Here is a 12266-nt window from a genome sequence, read left to right on the forward strand (position 1 = left end):
TTACCAGTCCCTCTGGAGTTCCATGGTCGAGCAGTGCAGCCCGCCGCCGTTCTTGTTGATCTCGCGGTAGGTGACGGGGATGATCTCCACGCCGTACTTCGAGTTGAGGAGCTCCGCCGTGCGCGGCAGGTGCGAGGGGAAGAGCAGCTTGCGGCGGTCGAGGGTGAGGAGGTTGCAGGCCCAGTCCTCCTGGGGTGCGACGTCGACGGTCTCGATGCCGAGCTTCCAGAGCGCGTCGAGGAAGTCGTATGGCGCGATGCGCGAGTTCACGAGCGCGAGGTCGTCGTCGAGCATGGCGCAGCACAGGTCGAGGTGGATCTGGTAGCCGGGCATCTGCGAGTGGACGAGCTCGATGCCCTGCTCCTCGAGGATGTTCCTGAGCTGACGGTACCCCTCGACGTTGCAGCGCACGGAGGTGCCGAAGAACGCGAGGTCGGGGCGCACCTTGATGAAACTGCCGCCCTCCACGAGTCCCGAGCCCGTGATCGTGCCGAGGATCGGCATGCCCTGGGCCGCAACGGTCTGCGTGATCGACTGCTCCTCGCCGCGCCGCATGCGCGGTGCGAGGCGGCCGATGATCGCGCCGCCGGGGATCGTGACGAGCGGGTCGCGGGTGAAGACCGACTTGGTGAAGCTGGGGGCGAGGTCGGGGGCCATGACGACCTCGACCTCGTTGTCCTCGAGCACCTTCACGAAGCTGTCGAACTCGCTGTGCAGCTTCTCGAGGTCGGGGAACTCGCGGCCAGACCAGTACCAGCGGCGGTCCGGGTCGACGTAGGCGCCGATCTCGGGCATCCAGGTCGACTCCCCCGCCTTCTCGACGGCTTCGAGGCCGGCGCTGGGGCGTCGCATCATGATGGTGCGGAGGCGTCCGACCTCGTCCTGCGCACCCCACTTGCGGCCCCAGTAGGCGGGCAGCTCGGAGTCGGCGAGGAAGCCGGGTTCGGCCTCAGGGCCGAGGAGGCGGTGGAAGGCGCCGTCTGACATCTCGAGGGTGGGGTCGACGTCGGTCATGTGAAAACCTTTCGTGGTCGCGTCGTTGCGACTCCGAGAAGTTTCGCTCACGACATCATGCGTTGTCTAGTGCGAAACTACGGTTGCTCGTTTCCGAGCACGTGACGCCCATGTTTCGAGCCCGTAACTTCTGCCGAATCCAGGCACGATGCGGCGCCCGTCACCCACCAGCGGGATCAGAGCAAGCAGCTGGATCAGAGCAGTGGGATCTCCTCCGCAGGGGCCTCGCCGAGCGCCTCTCGCAGCAACGGCAGCGCCGCCGTCCAGGCCATCGTCTCGATCTCGGCCGACGTCGAGTCCGCAGCGAGGCCTTCGAGCTCCTCGAAACCCGAATGGCGCACGGTCAGCGCCGACCCGCCGTCTGCCGGCTCGATCGTGAACTCGACGACGGTGCTGTTCTGCGGCTGCGGGTCCTCCTCCGGCACCGCGGCGAGGCGGTAGCCGAAGCGACGCGGCGACTCCACGAGCGTGACCTCGCCGCGGAACGTGCCGTGCTCCGGCCAGTGGACGGCGAGCACGCCCCCGGGCTCGGCCTCGATCGTCGCGCCACCGAACGCGTACCAGCTCGCAAACGACTCCTGCTCCGTGAGCATGCTCCAGAGCCGCTCCGGTGCGGCCTCGAAGGTGAAGGACTTCTCGACGATCTCGGGCGCGTCAGCCATGGTCGCTCCTCAGCTCGGTGGATGTTCGACTCCCCATCTTCGCAAATCTCGGCAGGAAGAGCGTCCGAGGCCAGACGAACGGAGGGCCCGGCACCAGAAGTCTCTGGTGCCGGGCCCTCCGTCTGCTGAGCAGGCTCAGTGCCCCATCGGGATCTCCGCGTCGGCGCGCTTCGGCGTCGACTTCACGAAGAACGTGCCGACGATGGTGACGAGCGAGATGCACGCACCAACGAGGAAGGCAGAGTGGATGCCCTGCGCCTCAGCCGAGATGGGCGCGAGGCCCTCACCGGCCGCCGCGAGCGTCGAGTTGGCCATGACGACGACGAACATCGCCGTGCCTGCGGCTCCGGCCAGCTGCTGCGCCGTGGTCACGACGGCGGAGCCGTGCGAGTACCTCGACTTGGGCAGGTCGCCGAGCGCGCTGGTCATGAGCGGCGTGAACATGAGCGCGAGGCCGATCGAGAGGGTGACGTGGGCGGCGATGACCATCCACTGCTCGGAGTTCTCGCCGAGCATCGTCATGCCCCAGATCGCTGTGCTCACGACGAGCGAGCCGGGGATGATGAGCGGCTTGGTGCCGAACCGGTCGAAGAGACGACCGACGAACGGCGCGAGCAGACCCATCGTGAGGCCACCCGGCAGCAGGGTGAGGCCGGCGCGGAGGGTGTCGTAGCCGAGCACCTCCTGCATGTAGATGGGCAGCAGGATGATCGTGCCGAACAGCGACATGAAGCTCACCGCGAGGAGGATGAGCGACACCGTGAACTGGCGGCTCGTGAAGACGCGCAGGTCGAGGAGCGCGGAGTCCGTCTTCTGGCGCGCGATCTGGCGCCAGATGAACGCGCCGAGCGCGAGCACGCCGACGAGGATCGGGACGAACGCGGGGACGACGGCCGTCGCCGAGCTCTCGCCGAGCCCGGAGAAGCCGTAGACGAGGCCGCCGAACGCGAAGGCGGAGAGGATGACGGAGAGCACGTCGATCTTCGCCTGGCGCGGCTCGGTGACGTTCTTGATGAACAGGGCTCCGAGCACGAGCGCGACGATGGCGATCGGGAGGACGAAGCCGAACATCCAGCGCCACTCGAAGACCTGCAGGATGAGGCCGGAGACCGTCGGTCCGATTGCGGGTGCCACCGAGATGACGATGGAGATGTTGCCCATCGTGCGGCCACGACGCTCCGGCGGGACCATGTTGAGCACGGTCGTCATGAGCAGCGGCATCATGATGGCGGTACCGGAGGCCTGCACGATGCGGCCGAGGAGCAGGACCTCGAAGCCGGGCGCGAGGAAGCAGAGCAGCGTTCCGAGCGAGAAGAGGATCATCGCCGCCATGAACACCTGGCGCACGTGGAACCGCTGCAGCAGGAAGCCCGTGATGGGGATGACGACGGCCATGACCAGCATGAAGGCGGTCGTGAGCCACTGGCCGGTCGCCAGCGGGATGCCGAGGTCGGCGTTGAGGGCGGGCAGGGCCACGCCCATGATCGTCTCGTTGAGGATGACGACGAACGCGGAGACGAGCAGGAGTGGGATCACGAAGCGAGTGCGCGGGTCCGCGCCGAGCTCGCTCGTGGAGGCGGCTGCGCCCGCGGATGCGGACTCAGCTGGGGTCGGTTCGGCGTCGCGGGTCGCGGTGCGCGAGTCGGTCACAGTACTCCTTGAGAGGTTCAGATCTTGGCGTGCGGGCGTGCCCGCACGGTCGGGGTTAACGCGGCGACCGCCCTCCGCATTCCCCGGCGCGTCGCTCACGTCATGCTGAGGAAGCCGGCCTCATCGAACACCTCGACGCCTCGCGCCGTGAGGATGAACTCGGTGAAGGCGGCGGCCGCCTCCGGATTGGGCGCGGCCTTGAGCGGGACGATGCCGTAGTTGTTGACCGCGTCGAGCGACTCGGGGAACTCGATGGCCGTGACCTCGCTCGCTGCGGCCTTCGCGTCGCTCGCGTAGACGAGTCCGGCATCGGCCTCGCCGAGGCGCACCTTCGTGAGCACCGCCTTGACGTCGCTCTCCTTGGTGTCGGGCTTCGGAACGATGTCGTTCTGCTCGAAGAGCTTGGCGCTCGCCGCGCCGCAGGGAACCTTCGCGGCGCAGACGGCGATCTTCAGCGTGGGGTCGGCGAAGTCCTTGAGGCCCGTGACACCGGCCGGGTTGCCCTTGGGCGTCACGATGACCAGCGCGTTGCGCGTGAACGTCGCGGGGGTCCATTCGACGAGTCCCGCATCCACGACCGTCTTCATCGTCGCGTCGTCGGCGGAGGCGAACACGTCGACGGGAGTGCTGCCCGCCACGATCTCGTCCGCGAGCGTCGAGCTGCCCCCGAAGTTCAGGGTCACGGTGACGCCGGGGTGCTCCGCTTCGAACTCCCCCGCAAGCTGCGTGAACGTCTCGGTGAGCGAGGACGCGGCATACACGGTGACGTTGCCGGTCGGGCCGGTCTCGCTGGGTGACGGAGACACGGACGCCTCGCCGGTAGGCCCAGTCGGGGCTGTCATCGGAGCACACCCCGCGAGCGCGCCCAGGACGAGGATCCCGAGGGCGGCCGCGACGGACCGGAGCGTTCCTGGTCTCCGCTTCCTAGGCACTGTGCACTCCTTCGATTCCCACGTTCGTCGCCTTCACGCTGGCCACGACGAGGCTCCCCACCTCGAGGCCGAGCTCGTCGACGGCCTCGCGTGACACGAGCGACACGATCCTGAAGGGGCCCGCCTGCACCTCGACCTGGGCCATGACGGTGTCGAGCGTCAGCTTGGTGACGATGCCTCGCATCCGGTTGCGGGCGGATGCGGGCGGCAGCTCGCCCGAGTCGGCTCTGGCGTCGCCGTCGGCGAGCTCCTTGGCGAGAGCCGCGAGCTGAACGCCCGCGACGGTCTTCGCGCCGGCGTCTCCCTGCAGGTCGAGGCGGCCGCTCGCACCCCAGCGACGAACGGTGTCGTCGCTGACCCCGAGGAGCGATGCGGCCTCGCTGACCCGGTATCGCTGTTCTGCCATGCGGGCATCTTCTCACGCGCTCCCGCATGTGCGTGGCCCGTGCTCTGGTGGGAACCGCAGCTGCGCTTGCCGAGCCGCTGATGCGCGCTAGCTCCGTTCCCCCGCGTCGGTCACAGTATTTGTCTCGGTCTCCGTTCCCAGCTCGATCTCCTCGGCGTCGAGGATGCGGTCAGGGCGCGAGTAGATGACCATCGACTCCCCGCGGAGGAACCCGATGAGGGTCATGCCGCTGGCCTCGGCGAGGTCTGCGGCGAGCGATGAGGGGGCTGAGACGGCCGCGAGGATAGGGATGCCCGCCATCTTCGCTTTCTGGACGAGCTCGAAGCTCGATCGGCCCGACACCTGCAGCACCGTCCCGGTCAGCGGGAGCCGGTCGTTCTGCACCGCCCAGCCGACGACCTTGTCGACGGCGTTGTGCCGTCCGACGTCCTCGCGCAGCACGAGGAGATCGCCGGTCGCGGCGTCGAAGAGCGCCGCCGCATGCAGGCCGCCGGTCTTCTCGAACACCTCCTGCTGTTCCCTGAGCCTGTCGGGGAACGTCACGAGCCGAGCCGCCTGGAGTGTGACGGGGTCGAGGGCCACGTCGTAGCTCGAGGTCAGCTCGACGGCGTCGATGCTCGCCTTGCCGCAGAGTCCGCAGGAGCTCGTGGTGTAGAATTTGCGCGCGAGGTCGGGGTCAGGCGGCGGGGTCTCAGCGGAGAGGCGGACGTCGAGCACGTTGTAGGTGTTGAGACCATCCGCGCTCCCGTCGGCACCGGCGCAGTACATCGCGGAGCGGAACTGCTCGCCGCGCGAGATGACGCCCTCGGAGACGAGGAAGCCCGCCGCGAGCTCGAAGTCGTTGCCCGGGGTGCGCATCGTGATCGCGAGCTGCTGTCCGCCGACGCGGATTTCGAGGGGCTCTTCGGCCGCGAGGAAGTCGGCCTTCCTGCTCGGGGGCTTCCCGAGGCTCAGGCGTGTAACGCTCCGTCGCACCGTGATCCGACCCACGCGATCATGCTAGCTCGCCGCGCGCATCCGCGCCCGCCCACCATTCCTGCCGAAAGCGCACTTCTGGTCGTCATTCCTCGCGGGTAGCGACCACAAGTCAGCCCTGGGCGGCGAGCGTCGCGGGCGCGAGGGCGCGAGGCGAACCCCGGGCAGTGTCGCCTGCCGGTTGGCTGCGCGGGATGCGGCGGTAGGGTGACGCCATGCGCCTCGCACCGCTTGTCGAACCGTCCCCAGAACTCCGGGGTGACGAGCTCGCCCGAACCGCTCGACAGCGCCGCCTGCCCGAGCTCGGCGAGATCGGGCAGCGCCGCCTCGCAGCCAGCCGGGTCGCGGTCCTGGGAGCCGGGGGCCTCGGCGCTCCAGCCCTGCAGTACCTCGCGGCCGCAGGAGTCGGCACGATCGGGATCATCGACGCGGATGCGGTCGAGCCGAGCAACCTGCACCGGCAGGTCATCCACGGCATCGACGACGTCGGCGCTCGCAAGACCGCGAGCGCCGCCCGCAGCCTCCGACGGCTCGCGCCGGGCGTGACGGTTGTCGAGCACGACGAGCGCCTCGATGGCGCGAACGCCGAGCGCATCCTCGGCGGCTACGACCTCGTGCTCGACGGTGCCGACAACTTCCCGACGCGCTACGCCGTCGCCGACGCGTGCACGAGCCTCGGCCTGCCGCTCGTGTGGGGCTCCGTGCTGCGCTTCGACGCGCAGCTCACCGTGTTCTGGTCGACGCCGCCGGCGCCCGCGGAGGGCGTCACCCTGCGCGACGTGTTCCCCGAGCCGCCGCCGGAGGGCTCGGTGCCGTCGTGTGCCGAGGCGGGTGTGCTCGGCGCGCTCTGCGGCGTCGTGGGCTCGATGATGGCGACCGAGGCGATCAAGCTCATCACCGGGATCGGCGACGTGCTCCTCGGCAGGCTCCTCGTCGTCGAGGCGCTCACGATGCGCGTCTCCGAGGTCCCGCTCCGGGCGGCCGATCACGCCGCCCGTGACCACGTGGCGGGCGCCTCGGCCCCGTCGGCGGCATGCTCGACGTCGCAGACAGCATCCCCCGCACCGGAGGAGGACCGAGCAGCCCCGCAGGCGAGGCTGGCCCCGCTCGACTTCGATCCGGTTCGGGACTCGCACGGCCGGCTGATCGACGTGCGCGAGCCGGACGAATACGCCGTCGATGCGCTCCCAGGTGCCTCTTCGCTGCCGCTCAGCGAGCTGCTCCAGCTCGAGCGCGAGCCGGACGTGCTGAGGGCGCGGCTCCTCGGGCTCGAGGCTGGGCACGCCAGCACGTCGGATGCCCCGTTCAACCTCTACTGCGTCTCCGCCGCGAGGGCCAGGCGGGCGGCGCTGCTCCTCGCGCCGCACGGTTTCGACGTGCGAGTGGTGCAGACACCTCAGCTGCAGGTGCTGCGAGCGTCCAGCGGCACACTCGGCGCGGATGCGTCGCAAACGGGGGCACGGGCATGATCGAGGTCGAGACGCAGCTTGCACGCGTGCTGGGCGAGTCCCGCCAGCTTCCGAGCGATACCGTTCCGCTGGCAGCAGCCCACGGCAGGTACCTGGCGGAGAGCCTCGTGTCGCGATACGCACTGCCACCCTGGACGAACTCGGCCATGGACGGCTACGCGGTCCGCTCCGACGACGTGGCCGCAGCGAGCCCCGAGTCGCCGGTGGTCCTCAACGTCGTCGCAGACCTTCCGGCGGGCACCGCCTCCGACCCCTCGCTCGCGAGCGGGCAGGCCGCCCGCATCATGACGGGCGCCCCCGTCCCAGCGGACGCCGATGCGATCGTGCCCGTCGAGGCGACCGACGGCGGCGAGCGGCGGGTGAGCATCACCGCCCCGGCGAAGCGCGGCGTGCACATCCGCTCGGCCGGCGAGGACCGCCAGCCAGGAGACCCGCTCGTCACCGCGGGGTCGCGCGGGAGCGCCGAGGCCCTCTCCGCACTGGCCTCGGCCGGGTACGGCACGGTCTCCGTCGCGCGGCGCCCACGCGTCGCCGTGATCGCCACAGGAAGCGAGCTCGTCGCACCAGGCGAGGCGCTCGAGCGCGGGCAGATCCCCGACTCGAACTCACTCCTCATCTCCTCCCTGGCCATCGAGCACGGGAGCGAGCTGGTCGACGTCGTCCGAGTCTCCGACGAGGTCGCCAAACTGGAGGCCGCACTGCAGGCACTCGCGGGCCGCTGCGACGTGATCGTGCTGACGGGCGGCGTGAGCATGGGCGCCTACGACCCCGTCAAGGAGCTCCTCTCCCCCGGCGGCCAGGTGCGCTTCGAGAAGGTCGCGATGCAGCCGGGCAAGCCACAGGGCTTCGGTCGCCTCGCCGAGCCGTGGGTCGGCGAGGGCGAGCTCGGCCCGCTCGTCTTCGGCCTCCCCGGCAACCCCGTCAGCGCCTGGGTGTCGTTCCTCGTCTTCGTGCGGCCGTGCCTGCGCGCCCTGCAAGGAGCCTCCGTCGTCGAGGACCCGCGTCTGAGCGCGCGCGCCGAGACGGGCTGGCGCACGCCGCCCGGGCGCCGCCAGTACCTGCCCGCGCGCATCCGCACCACCGATTCGGGGGTCGTGGTCTCGCCCGCCGCCGCGCGGGGCTCGGGTTCGCACCTCGTGGGCAGCCTCGCCGACGCGAACGGCTACGCCATCGTGGATGCGCGTGTCGAGCGGGTCGAAGAGGGCGACGTCGTGCAGGTGGTCCGCCTGATGTCGGACGTGGGTGCCAGACTCTGACCATGACGAACTTCACGCACCTCGACGCAACCGGCCACGCACGGATGGTCGACGTCACCGAGAAGCAGCCGACGGTCCGGGCCGCGACGGCATCCGGCATGGTCTACTGCGGCACCGACGTGCTCGAGGCCCTCGCCAACGATGCCGTGCCGAAGGGAGACGCGTTCGCCGTGGCGCGCATCGCCGGCATCCAGGGCGCGAAGAAGTGCGCGGAGCTCCTGCCGCTCGCCCACATCATCGGCGTGCACGGCGCCACCGTCGATCTCGAGCTGCGTGGCGACGGCGTGCTCATCACGGCGACGGTGCGCACCGCCGACCGCACCGGTGTCGAGATGGAGGCCTTCACTGCCGTCTCGGTCGCAGCGCTCGCGCTGGTCGACATGGTCAAGGGCATCGACAAGTCGGTCACGATCGGAGACATCAAGCTCATCGCGAAAACGGGCGGGAAGTCGGGGCCGTGGAAGCGCGAGCAGTAGCGCAGCCGCCGCGCCGCCGCCGCCCGACCCCGGGGCTCGATGCGGTCATCCTCGCGGGTGGCCGCGGCTCCCGCCTCGGTGGCGTCAGCAAGGGCGACCTCGAGGTCGGGGGCAGGCGCCTCATCGACGTGGCGCTCGGCGCGGCTCATGACGCCGGCGCGAGCCGCACCCTCGTTGTCGGTGCGGTCACCGTGCAGGCACCCGCCGAGCTGATCCGCGAGGACCCCCCGTTCGGCGGACCGGCAGCTGGCCTCGCGGCCGCGCTCCCCAGCATCTCGGCGCCGTGGCTGCTCCTGCTCGCCTGCGACCTGCCCCGAGCTCCTGCGCTCGTCGAGCTCCTCACGGAGGCGAGCGGCCGCGGCACGGCGGCGTCCGACGGTGGAACTGACGGGGAAGCTGACGGGGAAGGCTCCCCACCTGCCCTGGCAGAGGGGGCTGCCTCGGCGGATGGCGCACCCGCGGGCGGCCCCGACGGATTCGTGGTCGTCGATCGCGATGGACGCCCGCAGTGGCTTGCCGGCATCTACCGCACGACGGCGCTCAAGCGCGCCCTCGAGCGTGCGGCCGCAGCGTCCGGTGCCCACGGCCTGGCCCTCCGCCACGTCCTCGAGCCCCTCGCACTGACCCGAGTGCCGGACCGACGCGGCGCGAGCGCCGACATCGACACCCCAGAGCAGCTCGCTGCCGCACGCGCCGACGCGGTCGGCGCTGCCGGCACGGCCGACTCGGTCGACGGCGCCGCCGAGCGCGCTGGCGCCACACAGCAGACCATCACCGCTCACGGAAGGACCCAGAGACCATGACTGAGACTCCCAAGCACCTGCCACCGGAAGCACTCGACGCCTGGCTCGCCGAGGCCAAGCGTGTGCTCGAGATCGACGACGAGATCGACATCGCAGCGCTCCTCGACGTCGCGAAGGACGTCGCGCACAACGTCGCCAGGCCAGCGGCACCGCTCACGACCTTCGCGCTGGGGCTCGCCCTCGGCAGGCAGAGTTCCGCCGCCGACTCCCCCGAGGCCTTCAGCCGACTCGCTGAGCTCGTGACGGCTCGCGCGCTCTCCTGGGAGCAGGAGTCGTGAGCACCCCGAGCCGCGTCCGCGTCTTCGCCGGAGCGGCGGAGGCCGTGGGCGGCAGCGACTTCACGCTCGAAGCGGCGACGGTGGCCGCGCTCGTCGGCACGCTCAACCCCTCGGGCGACGTCCACGTCGCGGAGGTGCTCTCCCGGTGCTCGTTCCTGATCGACGGCGTGCGCACCTCCGACGCCGACGCACCGATCGCACCCGGTGCATCCGTCGACGTGCTGCCGCCCTTCGCTGGAGGCTGAAGCGACCGCCGGGTCGTCAGCCGCCGATGGCGTTCATCCCGCGAGCTGGCTGCAGGAAGCTCGGGTCGTTGATGGCGTGCCCCGGCAGCTTGTTGTGGATGCACGAGCGCAGCAGGCCATCAATCGCGAGATCCGTCGCGGCGGCGCTCGCCGCGCTGTCGGCCGCAGCGCCGGAGTCTCCTGAGCCGGCGGCCTCGGCTCGGAGGATGGGCATGAGGTCGTACTCGCTCGTCGAGAACAGGCAGTTGCGCAGCTGACCGTCGGCGGTGAGGCGCAGGCGATCGCAGTTGCCGCAGAAGGGCGCCGTGACGGAGGCGATGACGCCGACCGTGTGCGGGCCGCCGTCGAGCGTCCACCGTTCGGCGGGGGCGCCGCCGCGGCCGGGCACGGGCTCGAGCGTGAACCTCGCGCTGAGCGACTCGAGGATCTCCTCGCGCGTCACCATCTGCGCGCGGTCCCAGGTGTGTCCGGCGTCGAGCGGCATCTGCTCGATGAAGCGCAGCTGCGCGTCGTGCTCCATGGCGAACTCCACGAGCTCGACGATCTCGTCGTCGTTCACGCCGCGCATCGCGACGGCGTTGAGCTTGAGGGGCCGCAGGGAGGAGTTCTGGGCGGCGCGGATGCCGATGAGCACCTCATCGAGCTTGTCTCGCCTCGTGAGCGCAGCGAAGCGCTCGCGCCTGATCGTGTCGATGGAGATGTTGAGCCTGTCGAGGCCGGCGTCGATGAGGTCGGGAAGCATCTGCGGGAGGCGGATGCCGTTGGTGGTCATCGCGACCTGGACTGGGCCATCCGGGCCACGGAGCTCGGAGATGCGCCGCACGACCTCCACGACGTCGGGACGCAGGAGCGGCTCACCGCCCGTCAGCCGGAACGTGGTGATGCCGGAGGCCGCCGCGATCCGAGCGATGCGCACGATCTGCTCGGTGGAGAGGATGCTCGCCTTCGCCAGCCATTCGACGCCCTCGGCCGGCATGCAGTACGTGCACCGCAGCGAGCATTTGTCGGTGAGGGAGATGCGGAGGTCACGGTGAACTCTGCCGTGCTTGTCGACGATCGGATCTCCGGGAGACGGCTCGAGCTGCGGCTCCACGAGCCTCGGGCGGCGAGCGATCGTGACGGGGACGGCGGTCATGGCAGACCCACCCAGGAGGTTGCGCCGTCGACCTCGTGCTGCTGCTTCCAGATCGGCACCTCGGCCTTGACCGCCTCGACGAGAGCCCGGCTCACCTCGTAGGCGTCGCCGCGGTGCGCGCTGGCGACGCAGGCGATGAGGGCGATGTCGCCCACTCGGAGGTGTCCGATGCGGTGGCTCACGGCCACCCGAACGCCGTCGCGGCCGTGGTGCGCGACGAGGCTCTGGAGCACGCGCTCGGCGTCGGGATGCGCGGTGTAGTCGAGCGAGACGACTCGTCCGCTCGCCTCGGGGTCGTGGTCCCGGATCTGGCCGACGAAGGTCACGACGGCACCCGCGTGGGGATCCTCGACGGCGGCGAGGTGCTCGGCGAGGAGCAGCTCGTCGCTCGTGACTCGGGCGAGGGGGCTGGCACTCACGGAGTGTGATCTCCGCCGCGGAGCTGGTCCAGGATGTGCGGGATGAGCGGGGCCAGCAGCGCGACGCCGTCCCGGGCAGCGCCCGGTGAGCCGGCGAGGTTGACGACGAGGCTCGGCGCTCCGCGCCCCGGTCGGTCGATGATGCCCGCGAGCCCGCGCGACAGCACGGCCGTCGGGACCCGGTCGCGCGCTGTCGCTCGCAGCGCTTCGGCGATGCCGGGAAGCTCGCGGGTGATGAGGGGCCAGGTGGCCTCCGGCGTCTCGTCGCGCGGCGAGAGGCCCGTGCCGCCGAGGGTGAGGATGATGTGCGCGTCCGAGTCCGCCGCGTGGGCGATGGCGTCACGAACGACCGTGGCTCCGTCGGGGACGACGCTGAGCGTCACCGCCGTGTAGCCGTGCCGGGCGAGCGCCTCGAGCGCCGCCGGACCCGAGAGGTCCTCGCGCTCGCCCCGCGAAGACCGATCCGAGACCGTGATGACGGCGATCGTGGCCTGCTGTGCTGGGGACTCTTCCTGCATGGATCGAGCGTACCCGCTTGTCTTGCCC

General features: G+C 70.5%; 15 protein-coding genes. 6 read left to right on the top strand and 9 right to left on the bottom strand.

All coding sequences use genetic code 11. The features are described from left to right. The 6 genes from C5E05_RS14190 to fdhD all read right to left on the bottom strand — a co-directional run bounded on the left by C5E05_RS14190 (position 1) and on the right by fdhD (position 5654). Positions 1-1014, bottom strand: coding sequence for a dimethylarginine dimethylaminohydrolase family protein (locus C5E05_RS14190; protein ID WP_104342275.1), 1014 nt, complete (start codon positions 1012-1014; stop codon positions 1-3). Between the two features lie 194 nt (positions 1015-1208). Continuing rightward, entirely contained in the window at positions 1209-1676 is a 468-nt protein-coding gene (locus C5E05_RS14195; RefSeq protein WP_104342276.1) for an SRPBCC domain-containing protein, read from the bottom strand. 135 nt (positions 1677-1811) lie between these two features. Then, on the bottom strand, positions 1812-3326 hold the full coding sequence (locus C5E05_RS14200; RefSeq protein ID WP_104342277.1) for an MDR family MFS transporter: 1515 nt from the start codon (positions 3324-3326) through the stop codon (positions 1812-1814). Positions 3327-3421: 95 nt separating this feature from the next. Beyond that, entirely contained in the window at positions 3422-4132 is a 711-nt protein-coding gene (gene modA / locus C5E05_RS14205) for a molybdate ABC transporter substrate-binding protein (protein WP_219819541.1), read from the bottom strand. 118 nt (positions 4133-4250) lie between these two features. Then, positions 4251-4664: a molybdopterin-binding protein gene (locus C5E05_RS14210; RefSeq protein WP_104242210.1), complete on the bottom strand. Its 414-nt coding sequence runs from the start codon at positions 4662-4664 to the stop codon at positions 4251-4253. 87 nt (positions 4665-4751) lie between these two features. After that, positions 4752-5654, bottom strand: coding sequence for a formate dehydrogenase accessory sulfurtransferase FdhD (gene fdhD / locus C5E05_RS14215; RefSeq protein ID WP_104342279.1), 903 nt, complete (start codon positions 5652-5654; stop codon positions 4752-4754). Positions 5655-5854: 200 nt separating this feature from the next. Here fdhD and C5E05_RS14220 point away from each other — a divergent pair, with 200 nt between their 5' ends. The 6 genes from C5E05_RS14220 to C5E05_RS14245 are packed head-to-tail and all read left to right on the top strand — an operon-like array spanning position 5855 to position 10166. Continuing rightward, positions 5855-7108, top strand: coding sequence for a ThiF family adenylyltransferase (locus C5E05_RS14220; RefSeq protein WP_104342280.1), 1254 nt, complete (start codon positions 5855-5857; stop codon positions 7106-7108). Then, positions 7105-8364, top strand: coding sequence for a gephyrin-like molybdotransferase Glp (gene glp, locus C5E05_RS14225; RefSeq protein WP_104342281.1), 1260 nt, complete (start codon positions 7105-7107; stop codon positions 8362-8364). Before C5E05_RS14220 ends, glp begins: the two co-directional genes overlap by 4 nt. 2 nt (positions 8365-8366) lie before the next feature. After that, complete coding sequence (moaC, locus tag C5E05_RS14230; RefSeq protein ID WP_104342282.1) at positions 8367-8840, top strand: cyclic pyranopterin monophosphate synthase MoaC; 474 nt, start codon at positions 8367-8369, stop codon at positions 8838-8840. Beyond that, positions 8822-9643 (top strand): molybdenum cofactor guanylyltransferase, encoded by an 822-nt coding sequence (locus C5E05_RS14235; protein ID WP_146081126.1) that lies wholly within the window; start codon positions 8822-8824, stop codon positions 9641-9643. The genes moaC and C5E05_RS14235 overlap by 19 nt, the downstream gene beginning before the upstream one ends. Beyond that, positions 9640-9921: a DUF6457 domain-containing protein gene (locus tag C5E05_RS14240; protein ID WP_104242221.1), complete on the top strand. Its 282-nt coding sequence runs from the start codon at positions 9640-9642 to the stop codon at positions 9919-9921. Before C5E05_RS14235 ends, C5E05_RS14240 begins: the two co-directional genes overlap by 4 nt. Beyond that, entirely contained in the window at positions 9918-10166 is a 249-nt protein-coding gene (locus tag C5E05_RS14245) for a MoaD/ThiS family protein (protein ID WP_104342283.1), read from the top strand. Before C5E05_RS14240 ends, C5E05_RS14245 begins: the two co-directional genes overlap by 4 nt. Before the next feature lie 16 nt (positions 10167-10182). Here the strand turns inward: C5E05_RS14245 and moaA are convergent, their stop codons facing one another. Genes moaA through C5E05_RS14260 form a run of 3 tightly spaced genes read right to left on the bottom strand, consistent with a single transcriptional unit; the run spans position 10183 to position 12238 of the window. Then, entirely contained in the window at positions 10183-11301 is a 1119-nt protein-coding gene (gene moaA / locus C5E05_RS14250; protein WP_104342284.1) for a GTP 3',8-cyclase MoaA, read from the bottom strand. Continuing rightward, entirely contained in the window at positions 11298-11720 is a 423-nt protein-coding gene (locus C5E05_RS14255) for a molybdenum cofactor biosynthesis protein MoaE (protein WP_104342285.1), read from the bottom strand. The genes moaA and C5E05_RS14255 overlap by 4 nt, the downstream gene beginning before the upstream one ends. Beyond that, positions 11717-12238: a molybdenum cofactor biosynthesis protein B gene (locus tag C5E05_RS14260; RefSeq protein ID WP_104342286.1), complete on the bottom strand. Its 522-nt coding sequence runs from the start codon at positions 12236-12238 to the stop codon at positions 11717-11719. The genes C5E05_RS14255 and C5E05_RS14260 overlap by 4 nt, the downstream gene beginning before the upstream one ends. Positions 12239-12266: the final 28 nt, after the last annotated feature.

Origin of the sequence: Pseudoclavibacter sp. AY1H1 (genome assembly GCF_002931055.1) — a bacterium.
Classification (GTDB): Bacteria; Actinomycetota; Actinomycetes; order Actinomycetales; family Microbacteriaceae; genus Pseudoclavibacter.

What these genes read in the sequence shown, in the direction of transcription:
- C5E05_RS14190 (WP_104342275.1), bottom strand. Translation starts at nt 1,014, where the DNA reads ATGACCGACGTCGACCCCACCCTCGAGATGTCAGACGGCGCCTTCCAC.
- C5E05_RS14195 (WP_104342276.1), bottom strand. Translation starts at nt 1,676, where the DNA reads ATGGCTGACGCGCCCGAGATCGTCGAGAAGTCCTTCACCTTCGAGGCC.
- C5E05_RS14210 (WP_104242210.1), bottom strand. Translation starts at nt 4,664, where the DNA reads ATGGCAGAACAGCGATACCGGGTCAGCGAGGCCGCATCGCTCCTCGGG.
- C5E05_RS14220 (WP_104342280.1), top strand. Translation starts at nt 5,855, where the DNA reads ATGCGCCTCGCACCGCTTGTCGAACCGTCCCCAGAACTCCGGGGTGAC.
- glp (WP_104342281.1), top strand. Translation starts at nt 7,105, where the DNA reads ATGATCGAGGTCGAGACGCAGCTTGCACGCGTGCTGGGCGAGTCCCGC.
- moaC (WP_104342282.1), top strand. Translation starts at nt 8,367, where the DNA reads ATGACGAACTTCACGCACCTCGACGCAACCGGCCACGCACGGATGGTC.
- C5E05_RS14240 (WP_104242221.1), top strand. Translation starts at nt 9,640, where the DNA reads ATGACTGAGACTCCCAAGCACCTGCCACCGGAAGCACTCGACGCCTGG.
- moaA (WP_104342284.1), bottom strand. Translation starts at nt 11,301, where the DNA reads ATGACCGCCGTCCCCGTCACGATCGCTCGCCGCCCGAGGCTCGTGGAG.
- C5E05_RS14260 (WP_104342286.1), bottom strand. Translation starts at nt 12,238, where the DNA reads ATGCAGGAAGAGTCCCCAGCACAGCAGGCCACGATCGCCGTCATCACG.